The 22668-nt window shown below is 60.0% G+C and carries 14 protein-coding genes and 2 pseudogenes; 10 read left to right on the forward strand and 6 right to left on the reverse strand.

Annotation, left to right across the window (positions count from 1 at the left end; translation table 11 throughout):
* Positions 1 to 19: 19 nt before the first annotated feature.
* The gene (locus tag ACFTSA_RS06810; protein ID WP_377950514.1) at positions 20 to 451 is read left to right on the forward strand and encodes an ester cyclase; all 432 of its coding nucleotides are present in this window, start codon (positions 20 to 22) and stop codon (positions 449 to 451) included.
* Between the two features lie 41 nt (positions 452 to 492).
* On the opposite strand, the gene ACFTSA_RS06815 is transcribed toward ACFTSA_RS06810, so the two are convergent.
* The gene (locus ACFTSA_RS06815; protein WP_377950515.1) at positions 493 to 1728 is read right to left on the reverse strand and encodes an MFS transporter; all 1236 of its coding nucleotides are present in this window, start codon (positions 1726 to 1728) and stop codon (positions 493 to 495) included.
* Positions 1729 to 2023: 295 nt separating this feature from the next.
* On the opposite strand from ACFTSA_RS06815, the gene ACFTSA_RS06820 reads away from it, so the two are divergent.
* Positions 2024 to 2269: a hypothetical protein gene (locus ACFTSA_RS06820; RefSeq protein WP_377950516.1), complete on the forward strand. Its 246-nt coding sequence runs from the start codon at positions 2024 to 2026 to the stop codon at positions 2267 to 2269.
* 742 nt (positions 2270 to 3011) lie between these two features.
* The gene (locus tag ACFTSA_RS06825; RefSeq protein ID WP_377950620.1) at positions 3012 to 3335 is read left to right on the forward strand and encodes a nitrilase-related carbon-nitrogen hydrolase; all 324 of its coding nucleotides are present in this window, start codon (positions 3012 to 3014) and stop codon (positions 3333 to 3335) included.
* A 64-nt stretch (positions 3336 to 3399) separates the two neighbouring features.
* Here ACFTSA_RS06825 and ACFTSA_RS06830 read toward each other — a convergent pair whose 3' ends face one another.
* On the reverse strand, positions 3400 to 3774 hold the full coding sequence (locus tag ACFTSA_RS06830) for a hypothetical protein (protein WP_377950517.1): 375 nt from the start codon (positions 3772 to 3774) through the stop codon (positions 3400 to 3402).
* A gap of 138 nt (positions 3775 to 3912) precedes the next feature.
* Here ACFTSA_RS06830 and ACFTSA_RS06835 point away from each other — a divergent pair, with 138 nt between their 5' ends.
* The 3 genes and pseudogenes from ACFTSA_RS06835 to ACFTSA_RS06845 form a co-directional block, all read left to right on the forward strand.
* The gene (locus ACFTSA_RS06835; protein ID WP_377950518.1) at positions 3913 to 4776 is read left to right on the forward strand and encodes a hypothetical protein; all 864 of its coding nucleotides are present in this window, start codon (positions 3913 to 3915) and stop codon (positions 4774 to 4776) included.
* Positions 4777 to 5047: 271 nt separating this feature from the next.
* Positions 5048 to 6034 carry an FRG domain-containing protein gene (locus ACFTSA_RS06840; protein WP_377950519.1) on the forward strand — a complete coding sequence of 329 codons (987 nt, stop codon included), beginning with the start codon at positions 5048 to 5050 and terminating at the stop codon, positions 6032 to 6034.
* Positions 6035 to 6069: 35 nt separating this feature from the next.
* Positions 6070 to 7032 (forward strand): annotated as a pseudogene (locus tag ACFTSA_RS06845) (MFS transporter); the annotation flags it as partial.
* 435 nt (positions 7033 to 7467) lie between these two features.
* Here ACFTSA_RS06845 and ACFTSA_RS06850 read toward each other — a convergent pair.
* On the reverse strand, positions 7468 to 7791 hold the full coding sequence (locus ACFTSA_RS06850; RefSeq protein WP_377950520.1) for a hypothetical protein: 324 nt from the start codon (positions 7789 to 7791) through the stop codon (positions 7468 to 7470).
* A 282-nt stretch (positions 7792 to 8073) separates the two neighbouring features.
* Here ACFTSA_RS06850 and ACFTSA_RS06855 point away from each other — a divergent pair, with 282 nt between their 5' ends.
* On the forward strand, positions 8074 to 10386 hold the full coding sequence (locus ACFTSA_RS06855) for a hypothetical protein (RefSeq protein WP_377950521.1): 2313 nt from the start codon (positions 8074 to 8076) through the stop codon (positions 10384 to 10386).
* 398 nt (positions 10387 to 10784) lie between these two features.
* On the opposite strand, the gene ACFTSA_RS06860 is transcribed toward ACFTSA_RS06855, so the two are convergent.
* The 3 genes and pseudogenes from ACFTSA_RS06860 to ACFTSA_RS06870 form a co-directional block, all read right to left on the reverse strand.
* Complete coding sequence (locus ACFTSA_RS06860; protein WP_377950522.1) at positions 10785 to 12575, reverse strand: DUF262 domain-containing protein; 1791 nt, start codon at positions 12573 to 12575, stop codon at positions 10785 to 10787.
* A 114-nt stretch (positions 12576 to 12689) separates the two neighbouring features.
* A pseudogene (locus ACFTSA_RS06865) lies at positions 12690 to 13669 on the reverse strand (MFS transporter).
* A 1392-nt stretch (positions 13670 to 15061) separates the two neighbouring features.
* Positions 15062 to 15544, reverse strand: coding sequence for a hypothetical protein (locus tag ACFTSA_RS06870; protein ID WP_377950523.1), 483 nt, complete (start codon positions 15542 to 15544; stop codon positions 15062 to 15064).
* 1009 nt (positions 15545 to 16553) lie between these two features.
* Here ACFTSA_RS06870 and ACFTSA_RS06875 point away from each other — a divergent pair.
* From ACFTSA_RS06875 to ACFTSA_RS06885, 3 genes are all read left to right on the forward strand, one after another.
* Positions 16554 to 17708 (forward strand): DNA cytosine methyltransferase, encoded by a 1155-nt coding sequence (locus tag ACFTSA_RS06875; RefSeq protein ID WP_377950524.1) that lies wholly within the window; start codon positions 16554 to 16556, stop codon positions 17706 to 17708.
* A 102-nt stretch (positions 17709 to 17810) separates the two neighbouring features.
* Positions 17811 to 21101 (forward strand): sacsin N-terminal ATP-binding-like domain-containing protein, encoded by a 3291-nt coding sequence (locus ACFTSA_RS06880; protein ID WP_377950525.1) that lies wholly within the window; start codon positions 17811 to 17813, stop codon positions 21099 to 21101.
* Positions 21076 to 22665 carry an ATP-binding protein gene (locus tag ACFTSA_RS06885; RefSeq protein WP_377950526.1) on the forward strand — a complete coding sequence of 530 codons (1590 nt, stop codon included), beginning with the start codon at positions 21076 to 21078 and terminating at the stop codon, positions 22663 to 22665. The genes ACFTSA_RS06880 and ACFTSA_RS06885 overlap by 26 nt, the downstream gene beginning before the upstream one ends.
* The last annotated feature ends 3 nt before the right edge of the window (positions 22666 to 22668 follow it).

Below are 22668 nucleotides of genomic sequence, written 5' to 3' on the forward strand. Positions count from 1 at the left end.
TTCGAGGAGGAGATGTGTGATGTCACGCGCTGAAGTAGAGCAACTCGACGACCGAGGCATGGCGGCCTGGGACCAGCACGACACGGCGGCGTTCGCCGGCCTACTGGCCGATGATTTCACCTTTGAGGACGTGATGGCGCCGGAGCCGTTCCGTACGCGAGAGCAGGTGAAGGCCTACATGGAGGCATGGTTCGAGGCGTTCCCGGACATGCACGCCAGAACCACCAGAAGGGTGGTCAGCGACGACGAGGTGGCGGCGGAGATCGAATTCACCGGCACCAACACCGGGCCGCTGCACATGGGAGACAAGGAAATTCCGGCCACGGGTAAGAAGGTGGTCGGCTCGGGGACGTATTTCGCCTCCGTCAGGGACGGAAAGATCGTCTCGTTCCGTGCCCATCCGGATGTCGCCTCCATGATGGGGCAGCTCGGGCTGATGCCGGGGATGTGAGCATGTGCACTAAGAAGGAGGCCGGAATACCGGCCTCCTTCTTAGTGCTTCAGCGCCGGCTCTCTTGCTTCCCGCTGGGACCATCCGTGCTCCCTGCGGCCGGGCGGGTAGGCGTGCCGCTTCCCACCCAGCGTGATGGCAATGGCGACGACGACCGGCAGCGCCGCGGCGACGGGAACCATGAGCGGCCCGGCCAGGACCAGGGCGGCGGAGCCGTAGAGGGCGCCGACGGTGATGCCGAGCTGGATCGTTAGGACGGTGAGCCCGTTGGCGGCGTCCCGGTATTCGCCGCCGGCGCGGAGGATGGCGGCCTGGTTGAAAATGCCGATCGCGCCGAGCCCGGCGCCCCAGACGGCCATCAGCACCATGGCGACCGGGAAGATTCCGCCGCCGAGTGGGAGGAGGAGCATCGCCACGGCGATGGCCGTCGTCGTGATCAGCAGCGAACGGCGGGGGCGGGTGTCCACGGTGATGCCGGCGATCCAAATGCCGATCAGGCCGGAGGCGCCGAGGACGGTGAGGGAGAGGCTGATGGCGTAGTCCGGCAGGCCGGCCTCGCGGATGAACGGCGCGATGTAGGTGAAGAGCGCGAAGTGTGCCAGGACCAGCAGCGGCCAGGCGATCGCCACGGACTTCACCCCGGGCTGGGCGATAGCCGTGCGCATGGAGGGGCGGACGGCGTCGGGGGTCCGACGGACGGCGGGCAGGAGCCAGAGGGCCAGCCCGGTCAGCAGCAGGCCGAAGCCGGCGAGGAAGAGGAAGGCCGCGCGCCAGTCGAAGAAAGTTCCCAGTGCCGTGCCCACGGGTGCGCCGATGGCCATGCCGAGGCTGTTGCCGCTGAAGACGATGGCCAGGGCTTTGCCCACTTTGTCGGCCGGGACCACCCGTGAAACGAACGGTGCCACGGTGGTCCAGAGCAGCCCGTGCGCCAGGCCGCCGACAAGTCGCCCGCCCATGGCCGCCGCGAAGTCTGGTGCGAGGCCGACGAGGACGTTGCTCAGCGCGAAGGTGAGCACGAGCGAGACGAGCAGGGTCTTCCGCGGGATCCTGGCCAGCAGCCGTGCGGCCGGGATCACGGTGACCACGATAACGGCGGCATAGGCGGCGGCGAGGTAGCCGGCCACAGGTTCGGAGACACTCAGGCCTTCGCTGATCTGCGGGAGCAGGCCGGAGGGCATGAGTTCGGTGGTGATGGCCGTGAACGTGATGGTGGCAAGGACCAGCATCGCGGCGAGCGGGAAGCGTTTGGGCGCAGGCAGGGGCAGGGCGGAAGACATGGGGGAGCGGATCCATTCAAATGGGGAGGAGCGGAAGGGACGTCGCTGGCCGGAAGTTCCAACCACAAAGGTACCCGGTTTATTCGCCGTGAGGCAGGCCCTGCCAGACCCTGTTTAGGGGCATGCCATTTAGGGCACGTAGCGAGTTAACCCGGTCGGTGATCCGCCGTGGACGCCGCGCCCGCTCGCTTACGCGCGGCTCCCTCAAAATCTGCGGCACTTACAAAAAGTGTTTAGAGTCTGCGCAATTTTTGTAAGTGCTGCAGATGTCGGTGGTGGGGGATACATTTCAGCCATGACCACAGAAGCGAAGTCCGCAAAGAAGCGAACGGCGGTCCGCAGATGTCCCGTGTGCGGGCAGGAGGCCTGGCGGATCGCGTACGGTATGATGATGCCCGACGTGGCGGAGCACCCGAAGACGGAGTTTGCCGGCTGCTGCCTGACCGAGGAAGTACGCATCTACCCCGCAACGGTCAAGGTTGAGTCCGGCGTACCCAAGTGGGCATGCCAGAACCCGGAGTGCCGGCACCGCTGGTGGTGACGGCTGGAATGCTGTTCAACTAGGAGGCCGGGACCACCCAGAAACCGGCAACGGCAGCGCGACCCGGCTCGGTGGTCATACGAGTGAAGTGGGCCGACACCGGTCCCACCTGAAGATCCACTTTCACGCTCGTTCTGGTTCCGCAGTCGAGGGCCAACTCATGCGGTGTTCCTCCCCGTCGGTCGGGCTGCGAGATGGTGAGCGATGCTTTGACTACTCCAACGCATGCAGCCGTAATTGTGTAACTACCCTCTGGTATTCCGGCCGCCGATGTCCGGAATCCGTCGTTGCCGAGCCCGCCTGATCCGGCCAAAACAAGACCGCCAGGCTGGGGGCCCAAGCGGGCGTCCAGTTGCCTCTGGTTTCTTGCCTGCGCCTTGGCAATGCCCGCGTCCGCCTTCGGCAGGGGAGGTGGTGCTGGCGGGAAGGTTTGGGTTGGCGTGCTACTCGAAGCCGGGCTATCATCCTGGTACTCACAGGCACTCAGTGCGACTCCGGAACCGGCCAAAACCAGCAAAAGCGCAATAGCCGGTGACCAACGAATTCCCCCAATTGTTGCAATGCCCCAACCCTATCGGGATCGAGGGCGGGGACGTCTGGGCCGTTCTTCAACGGCACGTCCAGCTTCGCCATCATCTCGGCGGGCGCTGCCATCGCGGCGTACTCGTTCCGGGGGGTCGACGCCGTCACCACCCTCGGGCAGCTGGAGTCCGGGACGGACATCGCAGCGAACCTTGCCGCCATCGACCGGTTCACGGCATCGGCCGCCAGCGACGGCGCCACGCTGGTGGCCTTCCCCGAGTACGCCACGTACGAGAAGAAGATCGTGGACGCCTCGTTCCCGGCGGTGGCTGAGCCGCTGGACGGGCCGATCTGTCGGGAACTCGCAGCCACCACGGCCCGCCACGGGATCACGCTCGTGGCGGGTGTGGTGGAAACGTCTGACGAACCTGGCAAGGCCTATAACACGCTGGTGGCCTTCGCGCCGTCGGATGAGCGGCTGGCCGTGTACCGGAAGATCCACCTGTTCGACGCGCAGGGCTTCGGGGAATCCACGTACATCTAGCCGGGCCCGTCACCGAGCCTGTGGTGTTCGAGGCCGGGGGAGCGGTGTTCGGCCTGATGACCTGCTACGACCTGCGGTTCCCGGAGCTGGCCAGGTCCCTGGCGGACGCCGCGCGCAGGTGCTGCTGGTCTGTTCGTCCTGGGCGCCGGCACGCATAGGACGAGCAGTAGCTGGCTTTGAATGCTCCGCGGGCGATCGAGAACAGCGTGTAAGTGGCAGGGGTGTGCCAGGCCCCGCCGGTGTCGGTGGGCCGGAGCATTCTTGTGGATCCGATGGGGTACGTCGAGGCGGACCTCGGGCTGGAGCCAGGCGTGCGGGCGGTGGAGGTTTCGCTCGGGACGGTGGCGCGAGTCAGGGAGCCGTTCCCGATGTTCAGGCAGCGGCGGCTGGAAACTTCAACCTCAAATACGGGGATTGCGCCTTGACTGGGCGTTCGCAATATATCGTGTCTTCGTGGATCACGTGGTAATGAAGAGTCAGCCCGCGGACGGGAGAACCTGGTTGGCACTACACGAGTCCAGACGGGCTAAGTGGGATACTCGAGCACCACGTACTGTGGGCCACATCGGGCGCGTTCATGAACGACTTCCATGAACTTAGAACTGGTTCCCGCCGCCTTCACAAATACTTTGAGAAACTACGTCCCTCGCTTCAGCCGGAAGTCGCGGAGGCTATGGATGCTGCAATCCGCGAGCACGCGGTAGATGCTCACTCGGCGTACATAGTCTCCGCCTCACGTGACCGGAACAGCCTCACGTTATGGCGCAATTACGGTAAACACTCGATTAGCTATTCAGTTGGGCTCGATCCTGGAGTGCCCTTGATTCCTCTGCAGGCGAGCAGCGCAGAGGAGCACCCCGCACCACCCCGCGGCTGGGGTCCGGATTACGAGTATGCCAGCGGACACAGGTTCGTGGTATCAAATCCCGACCATCCTGTCGCCGACTGTTTGCTCGACAAGGAAGGGCAGTGGCTCTCGGTGGCTTACCGGGGAGACGAAGTTCGAAAAATCATCGAATCCAGTTATGAGGACTTTCTGGAGCTATCTGCCGAACCGAAGGACGGCCGTCGGAGCTTGTACTTCAGCTGGCTTAGCCGATTGCTGCTGGTGAAGGCTAAGGGCTTCAGGGATGAACGAGAGATGCGAATCACCTACTCCCTCGTCGCGCCGGACTGGAAGTTCCTCTTTTACAGAAGCACTCCGTGGGGAATCACTCCTTATATCAAACTGACGGCGGCCCCGGAAGCACATGACCTCAGTCTTGCGTTTGGCGGCAGCGGAGATGACTTTGCCCAGGCGGCAGCAAAGCTTCCCATAAAGCACATCCGGATGGGGCCCACTCCATACCGGAAGGCAGCCAAGAAGGCATTGCGGCAACTGTTGGAGCGACACGGCTATTCCGATGTCGAGATTTCCGCGAGCAATATTCCGTACCGTTGACCATCCTCACCCCCCCACGCGAATTCCGGAAGAGTTCGATGCGCAGCACCGCTCGCCGAAGAAGGTTTGTCTTGGGCAACCTCTCCGTGCCAGGCTCGTCCTGGGCGCGTCGCTCATCCGCTGAATTATGTGCCTTCGCCCCAGCGCCCGAGTCTGCTAGGCGTATCAAATCCAAGCTTTCTAGAAAATGGTGCGCAACTTGCGGATCTCTGAACCGGACTCGTGGTCGTAATATGAGTAGTGGAATTGGGTTCATTTTTAGACTGCGTTTATGTCAGGCAATGGGGGTATCGTGGCAGGTCGAAGCGGCGCCACTTTCGTCAAGTCATTTTTTCGAGATCGCGAACTAAACCACAAGCGACATCTGAAGTTAGACAACCTGGAGGGCTTCTGGAAGTTGCTCCTCGAGGAACATCAGAGATCCGGGGACGCCAAAAGCCGCTTGGCTTCCGCCACGGCGGGCTATCCCCTCTTCTTCCGGGGGCAATCGAACGAAAGTCACGGCATATCGACCAGCCTGTACCGTTTTATTCAAAGCGAAACCAAGGACGAGATTACTGAGCCTCTTATGGCCAAGGTAGAGGCAGCCATCTTGTCTGACGCCCGAGCGCGCGGTTTGGGCAAGGGAATGTCTGACGGGCACCTCCTCATGCTTCTGCAGCACTACGGTTCCCCGACTCGTCTATTGGACGTTTCCACGGGACCCATGGAGGCGCTGTTTTTTGCGACAGAGGGAAACGATGCTTATGACGGCAGAATGTTCATCTTCAAAGTAAACAACGAACGAAACGAGTGGGTAATTGACCGGGACTTAGCCACCGACCCCCTGCCATGGACATCCCCGGGTGATAATGGACGCAAGACGCGATCTGACTGGACTGAAGAGGTCTCCCTACTCGCGCCGCTGCCCATTGATCCAAGGATGGGTGCCCAGGAGAGCCGCTTTCTTATCGGAGGCCTAATTCGAGCCAGTGCCGACAGGAACATTCATTTCGACGGTCACAACAACTTCTTGGACCGCTACGAACTGCCACAGATCACTACACTCAGCGTGGCCTTCCTCAAGGGCCCGACCAAGTTGTCCAAGACACCGTGGCATGCTTTGGGGTGGACCATTCGCATACCCGCACAATGGAAACCAAAACTGCGCCAGAGGCTTGCAGATATTCATATTTCCCGCGACTCGATGTATCCACCCTTTGCGACAGTTCAGTGGGGCTCAGCTCAGGCTGGCCGCCAGGCATTGAGTAACCCCTGATTCGCTCTTTGTCGTCACCATTTAGGATTGTCGATTTGGCGCGGCTGGCCGACACGACATCAACACGGCCGCTGGGCCGCATCCAGATGGCCAACACGTCCTGTGCAGCCGTGAGCCCGGTGGTCGGCGGGCTGCTGGTGAGGCTGGTCGGCTGGCAGGCGTAGTTCCTCATCAACGTGCCGCTTGCGCTTGCCGCGCTGCTTATCGTGCGGAAGGTCGCCGCACCGGACGAGCGCAGGGAGCAGGGCAGCATCGCTACCCTGCTGCGCGACTCGGACATCCCCGGGATTCTCGCATTCACCGGCGGGATGGTGCTGCTCATGGGGCTGCTGAATGCGCTTCCCGGTTTCCGCTGGTGGCTGCTGGGCGGGGCCATGCTGCTGGTGGTGCTGTTCGCCTGGCGCGAGCTGCGCTTCGACAGACCGTTCCTGGACCTAAGGCTGCTCGGCCGGAACCGGCCGCTGCTGCTGGTGTATCTGGGCTTCACGGTGTTCAGCGGCGTCTACTACTTCGCGTTCTTCGGGCTGCCCCAGCTGCTGCAGGAAGCCGCGGGCTACAACCCCGGCGTGGTGGGGGTGCTGATGCTGCCGCTGGCGGCGATGCCCGTCGCCGTCCGCGCGATCGACCGGTTCGGCGTGCGGCGGGTGCTGATCGCCGAAGTCGTGCTCCTGACCGTGGCGGCAGCGGCCCTGTGGCTGCTGACCACGTCCGTCGCCGTCCTGCTGCTGCTGACCGCCCTGATGGGTGTGCCCTACGGGTCGGTTAGCATCGCCTCCAACCAAGGGCTGTCCGCCGTGCCGGAGGGCCGGGGAGTGGCGGCCGGGATCTTCCAGACCTGCCGGTACGTCGGCGCCATCAGCGCCACGGTAATGATCGGCATCTTTTACGGCACCGGCGTCTCCCAGGAGAACTGGGGCCGCATGGTGCTGGTGATGCTGGGGCTCTGCGTGGTGACGTTCTTTGTGTCGCTGCTGTGGCGTGAGCGGAAGGCGGCATAGGAGAACGACGGCGTCTGTCAGCCAGACGCTGATGGCCCGGAGAATGGCAGGGGGTCGAACCCGGCGTGAAGGCCCCGGACAATGACCGTTGCGTCGCCCAGGAGCCTCGCCTTGGTCTGAAGCTGTGCAACGAGCTGGTCGGTCGGACGGCCAAGCACTTCGATCGACCGTAGCTTGACGAACGAGGCAATGGGCGGAATTTGGGCCCGGCCACCTGCATGTGAAACTCCAACGATGCCACGTCCGGATGACAGTGCAGGACGCTCATCGTCGAACCATCCGCGGAGAAATAGACGCGGTAGGCGAGGATACGGGGCTCATTCGCCTCCACGAACGCGGCCAGCTCGGCCATAGCCGCCTTGAGCTCCTCAAGCGCTCCAGCCCGGACCTCGGCTGTATCCAGATAGGCAATGAAATCATCCATGTCAGGCAGCTTTAGTGCCCCAGACGCCGGATGCGGGCCAGCCGCACCAGCCGGCTGAACGCAAGGATGAAGACTACCTCAATCAGCACCATCAGCCCGAGCATCAGCCAGTGTCCCTGACTGATGAACACGACCGCCCCGGTGAGGACCAGCACGGTTCCAAGTGCCAGGGCAAACACAGCGAACCCGAGGGCCACCTTCGCGCCGCGCACACCGGTGCGGAAGCCAAATCCCTGCGGCAGCTCGCCAGGCAGTCCCTGAATGCGGTCGCGTCCTGCGGGTGGGATCCATTCGAACTCCTGCCACAGATCCTCGTCGTGAGCCCGGTCGGACATGATCCCATTGTCCCGCGCAGCGGGGGCACCTGATCCTGCCCATGCTTCTATTCGCGACCACCACCGCCCGTCGTTACATGCGCGCAGCGTAGGCGCGGCTTCGGCCTTCATCCGGAGTACTTCGAACGGTGCTGCGTTTCCAGATCCGTTCCGGAGCGGCCCGGTCCGGCACGCTCAGACTAGGTGCACGCGAATTCGTCGCCGACGGCCATGCATCCTCGGCATTCAGGCCATTAGGACGGTCTGATCCGACGCCCTGCTGACTAGTGATATTACTTGACCATGACGGCGGACAACGAGGGCGGAAAGACGTGGCTGGGCTGGCTGCGCGAGGCGGCAAAGTCTGGCGAAGAAATCGATCTAGCCCTGGGTCTCACGGAAGACGAAGCGGAACCGCCTGATCTCGAAGAAGTGGTGTCTGCACGTCGGCTTCCGGCCGAAGGCATCCGGGCAGTGCTACTGGAGCCGAGCCTAGTGGTTGATCCGCGAGGACTACGGATACGCGGGGCACTTGTGTCCGGAACACTGGACCTCGACCATTCACGGCTTCCCTGCCGTCTGGTGTTCACTCACTGCAGGTTTGAAAATGCTCCGTCGTTCGAGCATGCGCACCTGCCGGAGTTGATACTCAAGGATGTTGTGCTGCCACGCCTGTCGCTAAGATCGACACGGGTGGACGGTAACTGCACTTTGGCCGGCCTTCGATCAAGCGGAGGGGTTGATGCTGAACACATTCAGGTGGGTGGCCGGCTTCACTTAAATGGGGCGAAGCTCAGCAACTCTGACGGGAATGCGCTGAGCCTTGACAGAGCGGAGATCACCGGCAACGCATTCCTGACGGGACTTGAGGCCACCGGGGCAGTCCGGGCAGTCGGTGCCCGCATTAACGGCCAGCTGAACCTGGCCGGGGCAAAACTCATAACCCCGGACGCCGAGGCGTTGAGCCTGGACGGGGCCGAAATCAACGGCAACGTATTGCTAGCGGGGCTGGAGGCCGCCGGTGAAGTCCGCGCCGCCGGTGCCCACATTGGCCAGTTGGACTTGAGGAGGGCGAAAGTCAACAACCCGGGCGGGGACGCGCTGAGCCTGGACGAGGGGACAATCACCGGCGGCGCCTTCCTCGACGAGCTGGAGGCTACCGGGACAGTCCGGGCACTCGGCGCCCTTATCACCGGTCGGCTGGGCTTGACCGGAGCAAAACTCACCAACCCAGGCGGAAACGCGCTGATCCTGGACAGGGCGGAAATCACCGGAACTGCCACCCTCGATGGGCTGGAGGCCGCCGGGGCAGTCCAGGCACTCCGCACCCGCATCAACGATCATCTGAGCTTGAACGGAGCAAAACTTACGAACCCCGACCGAAACGCGCTCAGCCTGGATGAGGCCCAGATCACCAGCGGTGCCTACTTGAAGGGGCTGGAGGCCACCGGTGAAGTCCGAGTACTCGGTGCACACATCAGCCAGTTGGACTTCACTGGGGCGAAACTGAACAACGCAAACGGGTACGTGCTGAACCTGGACAGGGCCGTAATATCCAATGGTCTGTTCTTGAGGGGGCTCGAGGCCACCGGAGAAGTCCGGGTGGTCAGTGCCCACATTGACGGCCAGGTGGTCTTGAACGCCGCGAAGCTGACCAACCCGGGCGGGGACGCTCTAAGCTTGGACGGAGCAGCAATCACCGGTAACGCACTCCTGGAAGGGTTGGAGACTGCCGGTGCAATCCGGGCGCTCGGTGTCCGCATCGTCGGCGAGCTGCGCCTGGCCGGAGCAATTCTGAGCAATCCTGGCGGAAGAGCGCTGGACCTCTCAAATGCAACAATTGAAACCGTCACTTTGGATGATGCCTTCACCACGGAGGGCCGAACGAATCTGTCCTTCGTGTCCATCCGCGTCCTCTCGGTGGGGGCGAAAAAATCGGCCAAAGGGTTGCCGCACCTCTCGGGTGCTCAAGGCTGGAGCGTGGGCACCTTCCACGGATTCCTGCGTATGGATCGCAACAGCGCCCGCGCATGGCTGGACAGCGTTGACGACCGGCCCCAGACCGGGGGCAGGAAGGAATTTGCGGCGCAGCCTTGGAAGGAATTGGCGAAGATCTACGACCAGATGGGACAGCCCGAAGACGGCCGTCGACTCCGTTTTTGGGCCGCCCAAAAGACAACACGGGCGGCACCGTTCACGTCGAAGTTGATCCGATGGCTATATGGTGCGGTAGTCGGTTACGGCTACTATCCGGCGAGAGTTCTTTTGTGGTTGGTCGCCCTGTGGATCTGCGTCTTCGTTCTGTGCAGCCTTAACCCCCAGGCGTTTTCCCCTACGGACGTCCGTGCTTCCACGGTCACCGTCGTGAACGGCAACCAGTCTAGACAGGTCCGTGTCACTGGGGCGGACGCGACCCCTCCGAACTACCCGAGTTTCAGCGCGGGACTCTTCGCCATGGACACTGCTATCCCGGCGGCGGCGACCGGCCAAGCCGCGGCGTGGCGCGTCACTGAAAATGCTTGGCTGCTAGGACTTTTTGCCGTCTTCAAGGGCATCGCGTGGGTAGCCACCGCACTCCTGCTGGCTGGCATCACGGGTATCCTCCGCAAGGACTAACGCTGCTCTTGCCCCCGATCTGAGTCGCCGCGGGCTGGGTGACTATTAAGCACCTTAGCTTGAACAGGAGCTAGCTATCCAGGGGGAAATTAGTGCGGGGGCTGATCTCCGTGTAAGGGCTGCGGTTTTCATTGTTGGGCCAGAACGCCAGTGGGAAGATGGTCGGAGAGTTGGGCCTCCACCGATCGGGGATGCACCCCAGACGGTGATGAGGTCCATTGTGCTGGGCCTCGCCAAATGCGTGCATCTTCGGCATGCCAGTAATGGCTAGGGCATGGTTCACGTGGGCAGCCCGGGCACCTCGCGCCTGAGAGATGCGCACACAAGACGCCTACGGCTGCTGTCACCGATGCGTCCAAACAGGCAGCTTAGGAACTTCTTGCTCCTACTGCATCAGCTCAGCCCTGACGGTTGGTCTCCTCCACCCTTTTGTCAGAAACGTATTCCGGCCATCGCTCAACGGCCCACTCAGCGAGGATCCTGCCGCGCGCGTTCACCTCTGCGGGTGTCCAGGCAGGGTACTTTCTGGCGAAGTCGCGGACAGATTTGAAGACTGAGTCGGTGGAATAGCGAGATCGCTTTGACGCGTAGGGTTCGTTGCCCACGGACGAGTTCATGCTCGGCGAAAGCGGGAGAAGATTTCCAAGGACATTGTGGAGCTCAGCATGTTGTTCTTTGGAGAATGGCCAGGAAGCGGTCGTTTTTTGCGGCAAGACATGTTCCAGGTGTGCCACAGTGGTGTGCTTGTCTCCGCCTAGGGAACGGTCATACTCCCGCACGACGTACTTGGTTATCGCACTTCCGAATAGAGGACGGGTAATTACGGCGTTGCGAACGTCCTCGTTGGAAGGCCACGCCACAGTCTTATGACCCCGTATTTTGTCGATAACCTTCGACGCCTTGACCTCGCCGGCGCAGTCCTTCCAGAGACCTTTAAACACGGCATGAAGACCCGTAGGCTCGATCCCGCATATTGCCCGACGGGTAAGGAAAGCATCAATGACGTCCAGAATTGCGATGCCGGATTTCTCAGCCATTGTCCCACTGCTGATTGCAGCGGAGATCTGCATAACAAAGGGGTAGACGGAGCTGGGAGCCCCGGCGGCGGGAAAACGGCTCAGTCGTTCCGCAACTTCCGCATTATGACCTACTCGGTTGCCACCAGCGGCTAAATCCATAAAATGCGGTTGGTAAGTCGCGAGCTCCTGTATGACTTCTCCGGGTTCCTTTCCCTGCCACGAATTACTAAGCGCCTTATAGACCTGTGACTTCGTAAGTTTAGAGTTCTGGATTAGGCCATAGGGAAAGAAGTACTCATCAAAGTAATTTTTGTCTTCAACCCAGAACCCGCGATAAAAGGGAAACCACTCCTCCTCGTTGATTCTGTTAACTTCAGATGGATCACTGTCTGCGGCGCGTGCAAAGATATCATTTCTGATCAAGTCTCCCGCCGTCATTGGCTGCTGCCGAGAATTAAGACTGTCAAAAATTTTCGGTCCATTAGTGGGGTCCTGCACTTCGATCTGAACGACCGTGAGGTGCTCAAGCATGGCACCGTAGACGGCGCTTACTCGCTCGGCCCCACCCTCGGTGAACTGCGCTTTGAAGAACCGCTTGGCGGAAGCGTAGTTGTTCTTAATCGCTTTGCCCTTGTCGCTGTCGTGTGTGTCAGCAGTAGCTAGGCGGCGAAACGTAAAACCGACGAGTTGGGCAGCGAATTGCTTGGTATCGAGAATCTCCTGTACGACCATATTGAGACGGGATCGGTCCTCGTGACTTGTATGGAGCCGCAGGTTTGACCCGCTCCCAGTACTTAGCCCGTCTACCAGGAAATTGAGGAAGAGAGCCTTGGCCTCTTCAATCTCATCATTATCTATGAGAGTTTTTACCGCCGCCAGGATGTAAAGGTAAATGGTTGTGAGTCGCTGTTGACCATCAATAACTTCTATAATGTGAGACTGGGCGGCATTTGCTCGAGGGCGTTGATGAGTGATGATTGCACCTAGAAAATGAACGTCCGTTTCCCCGCCGACTAGTTTTAGTACATCTGCCTCAAGCTGGGTGGTCCTTTCCCGGTTCCATTTATAAGGCCGTTGGAAATAAGGGATGTTGTATATGTTTCGCCCGGTGAAAAGTCCGGACGCGCGCACCTCGTCAGTACTGAGTGTGAGCTTCGATTCAGCCGGCATAGGGATCCTTTCATAGTCGCTGCCTTACTCTAACCGAACGCAATTCCATCACAGGATCCTCTGGCAAATGCGTCGTGACGCCGAGATGGATGCGCTCTATGATCTTGGCAGTCGTCAACAAATATGACGAGTGGGGCTCCATTGCGTTCGTGGAGTGGAAGGGTCGCCTTTCCAAGCCTGCACTTTTGTTTCCGGTCTCGCCGTCTGGGGCTGGAGCGCCGCCTCCTTGATTCCTCGCTCCGTCCAGCCGCGCTCCTTGCGGCCCGGCGGGTAGGCGTGCCTCCGGCCCGCCAGCGTGATGAAAAGCGCGACGGCGACCGGCAGCGCGGCGGCGACGGGACCATGAGCGGGCCGGCCATGACCAGGGCGGCGGAACCGTACACAGCACCGATGGTGATGCCAAGCTGGATGGTGCGGGGCCGGGAATCCACGGTGATGCCGGCGAGCCAGATGCCGATGAGGCCGGGTGCGCCGAGGACGGTGAGGGAGCGGACGGCGTCGGGGGGCCGGCGGACTCCGGGCAGGAGCCAGAGGGCCAGTCCGGTCAGCAGCAGGCCGAAGCCGGCGAGGAAGAGGAAGGCCGCGCGCCAGTCGAAGAGAGTTCCGAGTGCCGTGCCGAGGGGTGCGCCGATGGCCATGCCGAGGCTGTTGCCGCTGAAGACGATGGCCAGGGCTTTGCCCACTTTGTCGGCCGGGACCACGCGCGAGACGAATGGCGCCATGGTGGTCCAGAGCAGGCCGTGCGCCAGGCCGCCGACGAGTCGGGCACCCATGGCCGCCGCGAAGTCTGGTGCGAGGCCGACGAGGACGTTGCTCAGCGCGAAGGTCAGGACGAGCGAGACGAGCAGGGTCTTCCGCGGGATCCTGGCCAGCAGCCGTGCGGCCGGGATCACGGTGACCACGATAACGGCGGCATAGGCGGCGGCGAGGTAGCCGGCCACAGGTTCGGAGACACTCAGGCCTTCGCTGATCTGCGGGAGCAGGCCGGAGGGCATGAGTTCGGTGGTGATGGCCGTGAACGTGATGGTGGCAAGGACCAGCATCGCGGCGAGCGGGAAGCGTTTGGGCGCAGGCAGGGGCAGGGCGGAAGACATGGGGGAGCGGATCCATTCAAACGGGGAGGAGCGGAAGGGACGTCGCTGGCCGGAAGTTCCAACCACAAAGGTACCGGCTTTATTATCCGTGAGGCAGGGTCTGTCAGTCCCTGTTCGGGAGCACTCCGTGTACGGCACCTCACGAGAGTAGTCACGGAAATTGCATAGCACTAAGAGTTTTTTGTAACGGCTGCAGTTGTCCGTACCCAGAGATACATTGCAGCCATGACCAATGAAGCGAAGCCCGCAAAGAAGCGGGAAGGAGCTCGGAAGTGCCCCATGTGTGGCCACGAGTCGTAGCGGATCGCCTACGGCACGATGACATCCGACGCAAGGGCCGAGCATCCGAAGACGGCGTTCGCCGGGTGCTGCGTGATAGTCGAGGGAAGGATCTATCGCGCCTCAGGCAAGGTCGAGACCGGCGTGCGGGAGTGGGCATGCCAGAATCCGGAGTGCCGCCACCGCTGGTGGTGAGGATCAGTCTCCTGACACGGAATTAAGAAGTCCGTAAAGGGAGCACAAAGTGGCCACAGATTGGCATGAGTGCCTGCATGCAGCCCGGCTGCCATTCCTAGGCCGAAAATGTCAGAGGCGCGCTTCATCATGGCAGCGTAAGTAATTGTGAAAGGGGCAAAGATGCTGAAGACCAAAGCGGCGGAAACAGCCATAGAGACCAACACTGAACTGGAGCGGATTCTGCTTCTTCAGCCAGAGAAGTCATTGGAGTCGCAGGGGCGAAGTGGGCCATGCACCGGCTGGCATTATTAGGAGTCCTCTTCCCACATGGTGTCCCTCCTGAAAAGAATCTCGCATAAAGGTGACTGGTTGACTGTGCAGACTAAGCGCGTGGGCGCGCGGGGCCCTGGGCCGGTACGGCCAGGCAATGAACATGGGCAAGGGATACCATGTGGAGGTTGCCCGGGTGAGTCGAGGAGCCACGCATGACTGGCGGATCGGAGCCGGCCGCTCAGCGGATGACGCTGGCAATAAACCGAATCAAGTTGTGTCCCTGTCCCAGCACCTTAGCTTGGCTGTCGCGTCCGAGGTTCTGGTGTCTTGGCTGAACGGGCACGGGCTGCCGCTGGGCTACGGTGCTGCGTTACCGTACTTCGGCTAAGCCGCTGCACCTTCAGTGTGCCCCACGTTGGGCGGCCTCCTCTTCAGCAATCTCGTAAAAGATGGCCCAGCGCCGAGAAATGGATCAGCGTCCGCAGCACCGACTTGCCGGTGGCGGATTTGACGGCCGTCTAAGTCACGGCAGCCGAGAGTGGCGCGGAATATCGGTCCAGGTCTGCGGTCTCTGGCCGTTCGTGGGCGGGCCCAGTATGTATGACTGTTCCTGTACTCTGCCGCGACTCGCTGACAGCCCTGAATACTAGACGGTCGATGGATTCATGGCTTCAGCAGAGGCAGTTTTCCCTCTTTTGCGAGGTATCCAAGAACGACTATCCCGACTGCCACGGATGTACCGATCGTTGCGATCCTTGCGAAGGAACGCTCGTTTGCCTGCCGAACATCCTTCTCATTTCCCCGAACCTGTCCAAGCACGCGCTCTTCGGCTTCGATCAAGCGGTACCGGTCCTCAGGGCTCAGGCCCTCGCGTGCAAGCTCGCTCTCTATTGAATCAATGATCTTGTGGGCGGTGTCCTTCACCCGCTCCGCGGCCCGGTCATTGACGGTCAGGAATTCACTGAATCCCTCTCGAACCGATCGGTAGCCCGCCGCGAGGTGGTCAAGCATCTCGGGGCGGTTCTGAATCATTCCGACCAAGCGAGCCGGGTGCTCTAGAATCTCCTCCGCGAGTCCGGACGAAGGCGAGGACAAGTCGTTCTTGACCTGCTCGGGCGTGTTGGCCTTCTTACTCTCATCGGTCATCGTGTCCCCAATCGTGGCTCCTGCTGTCTAATGGTAGCGGCGGCTGGTCGAGTGGCGAGGCCGACGAGGAGGTGCCGCACAACATCGCCTCACAGTTCTCGGCGTATGAGTGAGAGACGGGGGCAGGTTGACTTCCCAGCAAAACTACTTCGGGGCCACCCTGAGAGGGATCGGGGGAGCAGTGGCCGGTCCGGCGCACTGTTCCGCCCCGCCGACCTTGGTCCAAAAAGATCGTTCAGTTGCTCGGCCGCCCTGTCCGGTCACGAGCAAGCGGTTGGACGAAGCCAGTCAAGGAGCACATTGCTGGGTAGGCCTTGACGCCTTAACGCGCCCGACCTATCACCCCCCTCCTCTACGCCCGCAAGGTTGTCCGGGGAACTCTGCCTCACGAGTTAGGAAACCAGCCCTGAATCTTCACTGTGGGCTGGTTCCCTAACTCGAGGCAGCCGGACTCCTGGACCAACCCGGCGGGCAGTGGGCGTACGCGCCGGTGCATCGCCACCTGCCCCTCCCATGCTTTTTGGCAATGTGCTTCCCGCCCCGCGTGGCGGCCGCGGGGGCGCCTGCAGATAAAAGAATTCAGCCCGAAGGCGGCGACATAGCGGACAATCCTGGCCTGTTCTCGGATGGCGATGTCCACTCCTAGCAGAGAGCCCGGCCCGAAACGGGAGTCTTTGGCTGCCTGGAGACCGCAAAGGACCGCTGGAATGGTTTGGTTCCACACTTGGGCCAAATTCGGGGATTGCTGGACCACAACGCGTCAGGGATCGCGGCAGGTAATTTTGGCCACCCAAATGCGGCTCGTCTCCGGGCCGGAACCGCCAAAATGCCCCGGAAGCCCTCGCTGTCTTGGAGCCCTCTGTGCCTTAGAACGCAAGCCAGTGTGCTGGTAGCGGGGTCGTCACGTTTGCGGGTGTGTCAAGACCGAGACGCGGATCACTGGCGACCCGGTCCAGGATTCATGCGGATGTTTCCGGCTTACTCGCTGTTGCCGGCTACAATCCTAGGCATGGCCAAACCACTACGACTCATTGATCTTTTTGCTGGTGCAGGCGGGATGACAGAAGGGTTCGAGTCCACCGGTAAGTTTAAGACGATTGTCGCAGTTGAACATGACCAGCACGCTGCTGCCACCTATGCGTTGAATCACCAGGCGAAGCGCGTCTACGCGGGCAAGATCGAGGATTGGCTTGAGGAGGGGCTGGTGCCTGAAGCCGATGTGATCATCGGAGGGCCCCCTTGCCAAGGATTTTCGGCCTTGGGTAAGCAAGACGTGCTGGACGAACGAAACTTCTTATGGCGGAAATATGCAGAGACTATAATTGCCGCCAAGCCTAAGTACTTCGTTGTCGAAAATGTTCGGCAATTCTTGAAGTCTGATCAATATGAAGAATTTGAACGATGGACTCGTCCCGGGAAACCCTTGGATAAATACGTCCTGCAGCCGTACCTCTTGAACGCAGCGGACTTTGGTGCTTACCAGTCGCGGGTGCGGAGCATCGTCATTGGTCGTCTGAAGGAGCTCCCTGAGGTGCCAGCGCCGGTAGGTGCCTACAGTGAGCGTCATCGGACCGTCGGAGAAGCGTTTGCTTCGATTGGTTCACACGTAGTGGCAACTGATCTTCCACAGGTGTCCTTTGAGCACAACGGGCAACGAATGCCTGGGCCGTACAGCTCGCAGGATCTGCATGTTACCCGGAATTACACCCAGCTTTCGCTGAACAGATTCAAAGAGATTCCCGCGGGGGGCAATCGGTTCAACATACCTAACGAGTTGCTGGCTGACTGCTGGAAAAAACACAAGACAGGGTCCGGTGATGTTATGGGTCGGCTGCGCAATGATCGACCCTCCGTGACGATTCGAACAGAGTTCTTCAAGCCAGAAAAGGGTCGATATCTCCACCCTGACCCGAGCGTGCATCGGGCAATCACGCATTATGAGGCAGCAAGGCTCCAGGGCTTCCCGGATGAGTACAAGTGGGCTGGGTCGAAAACTTCCATAGCTCGGCAAATTGGCAACGCCGTGCCGGTGCAGCTCGCTCGTTACCTGGCGGACCTAGTTGCCGATCAATTCGATACCGAGGTCGTCGTGCCTCGCACAGATTTTTTGGGTTCAGCAGCCTCGGATTCGGTAAAACCGGCTTTCGTGGGGCATTCAACCTGATAGAACTGTCTTACAACAGCGTTGTTTATGACACCGGACCTCTGGGGGAACAACTTGCCGGACGATTTTTGGGCGGACACGGATAGTGACCTGAGTCGCTTCGTGGCAGGCGAAACACTTCAAGCGCTGAACGCATACGAGGCTCGCCCAGACTTGATTCGCGAACACAGCAATATCGAACAGGCCATCACCCAAAGCGGCTACGGCCGGAAGCAGTTGAATGAGCTGATCCAGAACGCGGCAGATGCTGTGGATCTTCCCAATGGCAGGATACGTATTGTTCTCACAAACGGGGCGTTGTATTGCGCGAATGAAGGCGCACCGTTTACCGAGGCTGGCTACCGCACATTGATGCTGTCGCATTCCTCTGAAAAGAGGGATGACCAGATAGGGCGGTTCGGGCTTGGATTTAAGTCTGTCATTCAAATTTCAGACTCCCCTCAGATCTTCAGCAGGAGCTGCTCCGTCAAGTGGGACCGGAGGCATAGCACCGAACTTCTGGAACCGCTTCGGCCAGGGTTACCTTCATATCCGGTCTTGCGAATCGCTACCCCAGTGAATCCTGTCGATGCCGCCAGCTCGGATCCGATTCTTGAAGAGCTCATGGCGTGGGCCACTACTGTCGTGAAACTTCCACTTGTTCAGCAGGCAGCATGGCTCAGTGAAGAAATGCGCAAATTCCCGCACGAGTTCTTGCTCTTCTCCCAGAACATAGGACTGCTGGAGTTTGACAACCGAGTCGAAGGAACTCTTACTGCTTGGACTGCCCGGCGCGATGGCTCCGATGTCGTCCTCGAAAACGGCGAAGTGCAAGAGGAATGGCGGATCTTCCGGTACAAGCATCAGGTCAGCCCCCAGGCCGCTGTCGAAGCAGGATCAATCGCAGCTCGAGACACCGTTGACGTCACCTGGGCCGTCCCCATCAAGGGAAACCCACGCCGTCAACGTGGTTCCTTCTGGAACTACTTTCCAACGAGCCACACAACTTCTCTCCGAGGAATCGTGAACGCGGCCTTCAAAATGAACGAAGACCGCCACAGCATGCTTCACACGCTCTACAACAAAGAAATCCTCAAAAAAGCCGTCCCGATGATGGTTGCGGGATCGTTGGCATCCTTCCAAGACAACGCTGACCCTGCCGGATTCCTGGACCTACTACCCGCACGCGGCCGAGAAGCTCCTTCATGGGCTGACTCAGTCATCAATGAACCTATCTTCGCCGCACTATCGGCGGTCCCATGCTTACCCGACAGGGCCGGGGAGCTACAGCTCATTTCGAATCTTTGGTTCCCGCCGGATCTGGAAGACGCCACCCGCCTCGAGGAGATGTGGGATGCCTGGGTCGGACTCGACCGGCCCTGGTTGCATCGCTCAGCTTCCACCACAAAAGAGCGACGGCTTATGGTACGCCGTCTCCTGGCGCTGGCGAACAAGGGAACGGCCCCGCTTGAACAATGGCTTGAAGAGCTCACCTACAGCAAGCGGCTCGACGACTTCGAAAATGCCCTGCGGATGGCGGTCGAAATAGACAAACACCATCCGGACCATCGCGCCGCAATGCGCCGTAGCCGAATCGTGCTCATGCATGATGGCACCGCTCGGCCACCCATCACGTCCAAGGTCTTCCTGCCCATCGACGAAGAGGACGAGGGAGATAACCTCGTATCTTATGAGCTGCTGCATCACGGGGAGGTCAGCACCCTTCTCAAGGCGCTGGACTTTCAAGCCCTTGACGACAGGGGCAAAGTCGACCGCATCGCACGCCAAGTCGCGAAAGACTACGAGGACGAAGGCGCAGCCGAATCTCTTTGGCGGCTTTCTCGAGCGCTGCCCGTTCCGGAGATGCTCGCCATCTTTGGCGACCGGATAGATATCGGCAAGCTCCGCGTCCGGTCAAAGGACGGCCGCTGGCGTCCGACCGCCGACGTTTGGCTTCCCAACGGCCTCATTCCCAGTACCAGTATTGGCGACGAGCACCTTCTAGTAGACGACCTTTTTCATCGGCAGGACCTTAACCTACTGAAAAACTTGGAAGTGAAAAGCGCCCTGCCGGAAGCCGCAACCGTAAAAAGTGGTCCATTCTACGACCTCTGGAAGTCGGCCGAAGCCGGGAGAATTTCCGCTGAATCGAGAAATTCGCCCGTGCCCGTGTCAGAAGCATCCCTTCGCTTCAACCCCACTTTAGCCACTTCGGGTCTTCACCTCTTGTGCAAAGCATCCGTCCGGACCCGGGAAAAAGTCACGCAGAGAATTCTCTCTGATACCCAGTACAAGACCAAAGTTGAGTTCAGCAGCGCCTATAAGAGCCCACAGATCCTAGATGGGCCAGATATGTGGTGGGTGCGGAACTATGGTGTCCTGCAAACCCGACTCGACCTGGTCGATGTGAAGTATTGTGCTGGGGCCGTGGAGGGAATCCCTGTTGGCTTCCTTCCGTACCCAGGGCCGGCCCACGCCGAAAAGCTGGAGCTTCCCGACTCCGTCGAAACAGTTAATTGGGGCTTCTCCTTGCCGCTAGCGGAAAGGAAGCTCCCGTGCGGGAGGGTTCATGAGCTGTATGGATTGCTGGCAAAATATGGAGTTCGTCGACCGACGGAAATGTTGGTTCAGCAGGCGGACGGCAGCACGACACGGTACCCTGCCGAGTTCATCGTCGTAGCTGAAGACGACGAGACCTATCAGTTCCTTCTGAAGTCTGCCAAGGTTCCCGCCCTTTACACCGGGCACCCGGAACTGACACAACCCCTTACCGAGCGATGGAAACTCAAGGCAGTCAAGATTGAGTTTTTTAGCGCCTTCGAACACATAAATGACGAAGAGTCGGAAACTGAGACGATCAGCGCGCTGTATCCGTTCCTTCACCAAGTCGAGTCGAAAATCAAGCGAAGCACCAAGTGCATACCATGTCAGTCCCTACAGACGGTCTGCTCCAACAGCTACAACGACCAGCAAGACGTGGATATTCACGAGACGTATCGCGATGGATCAAATTTTTACTACGCCTCCACGCTGTCCAGCCGGAGATTACTCACCGCGCTGCTTCAAGATGCCGGCAGCTCTCGCCGCGCTGCTGACGTAGAAGCAGAGATGAGACGACTGGCTGAGGTAGAACGCACGCCGCCGGGAGGCGACCCAGTGCCGGACCCAGAGCCTGAGCACTTCAAGACTCATGCCAGCGGATTCATCCCGCTTGACGCCTCCAGAAACCTGGGTGAGCAAATGAAGCTGATTGAACGAGCCGTCCTTCGCTACCTGGATAGCCCGGATGCAAATGTTTTTGATCTCAGGCTTAATTTCGAGGTCGATGTCTCCCAAGGCATCGCCAGTGACACGGTGGATAAGGTCACTGAAAATGTATCGAAGCTCGGTGGTCAAGCAAGGTTTGAAGACTGACGTGCCCGCCGGATATGACCTTGACGAACGGCAGTGGTTCACTGAAACTGTCTTGCCCGATCCCTCAACTATTGCGGCAATCGGCATGCACCACAATCTCACGACTGCGCTGGCGGACCTCGTTGACAACTCAATTGATGCCACCGCCAGCCGCATTCGGATTCGCTTCGTTCAGCGCGGAACCAACATTCTCGGGCTCCAAATCATTGACAACGGGCGTGGCCTGACGGCTGACGGAATCAAGCGGGCGATGACCTTCGGCGCGCGACGCGAGTACGGGTCGGATGATCTTGGGCATTTTGGGCTCGGCCTCAAGGCGGCCTCGCTGTCACAGGCGACCTCCTTCGAAATATATTCTCGCCAGCAATGGGGACCAGCCGTCGGGCGCCGGATGGATCAGACTGTGAGCCAAAACTTCAGCGTCGGGGTTATGGAACCGGGAGCCGCTAATGAGCGTCTTGACGGTATTGCAGGTTTCGACCTGACAAGCGGCACCTTGGTGGAGTGGCGGGGCCTGAAGGACGTCATACACACTTCCGACCAAGGCGAACTCACCGAGTGGAGATCAGCCAAGCTTCGCTCCATTCGCGAACATCTGGGCATCACGTTCCACCGGCACCTGCGCCGGGGCACCGTGAAGATAGACATCGACACGTTCGACGTAGAACGAAATAGGGCTCTTCCTCCACTGCAGGTTGATCCCATCGACCCCTTCGACGATTCAATACAGCAGGGAGACTACCCGCGAAGCTTTGTCGTCGACCTTCCGGACGGGGCTTCGTGCACGATCGAGGCTCACCTGTTTCCTCCCCGTCTAACCTCTCCCGCTTTCGATTTATACGGGGAGCCAGGGGAAGCAAGACAGGGAATCTACTTGTATCGACGAGGCCGGCTCCTATCAGGCGGCCAAAACTGGGGAGGTCTCCGTCTCCCCAAGAAGGAGTTAGGACTCGGCCGAATCAAAATCGACCTTGATGCAACCAATGAGCATTACATAGCACTGAACCCCGAGAAGGTCACACCCATCTACTCCGCTGACTTTGCGAAGGCAATGGCGCAAGCCCATACAGCAGGTCCTTCACCTGTTCTATTGGATTCGTACTTTGGTGACCTTCAAAGAGCGCACAGAGACTCTAAAAAGACCAAACGGCAAGGGATAAGGCTCGTTGAACCGTCTCTCGGGCTGAATCCCACGGTTCTCTCCCGCCTCACTGATCTTCAGGATTTTGCCGATTTCGACCCCATCGATCTGCGCTTCGTCACCTTGCCATCCACGGAACTATTCCGGGCTAATCGAACAGCGCGACGGATCGATGTCAACGTCGAACTTGTCCGAAAAATTTACGGTTCGGAAGGTCGCTTGAGCAACCGGGACGCTCAGCTGCTCAAGACCTTCCTTTATTTCCTCCTCGAAAGCGATTTCAAGGTTGAACAACGATGGAACGCCGCGCGGGAGGACAGACACCGCCTGCTAAACGACGTGCTGCTGGCCGCCTTCACCGAAGACTTCATCGAGCCGCACCAACAGGAAAACCAGGCCCACGAAAAGAACGGTAGCGACTAGCAG

It is taken from the genome of Arthrobacter sp. NPDC057013 (assembly GCF_042674585.1).
In the GTDB taxonomy this organism is placed as follows: domain Bacteria; phylum Actinomycetota; class Actinomycetes; order Actinomycetales; family Micrococcaceae; genus Arthrobacter.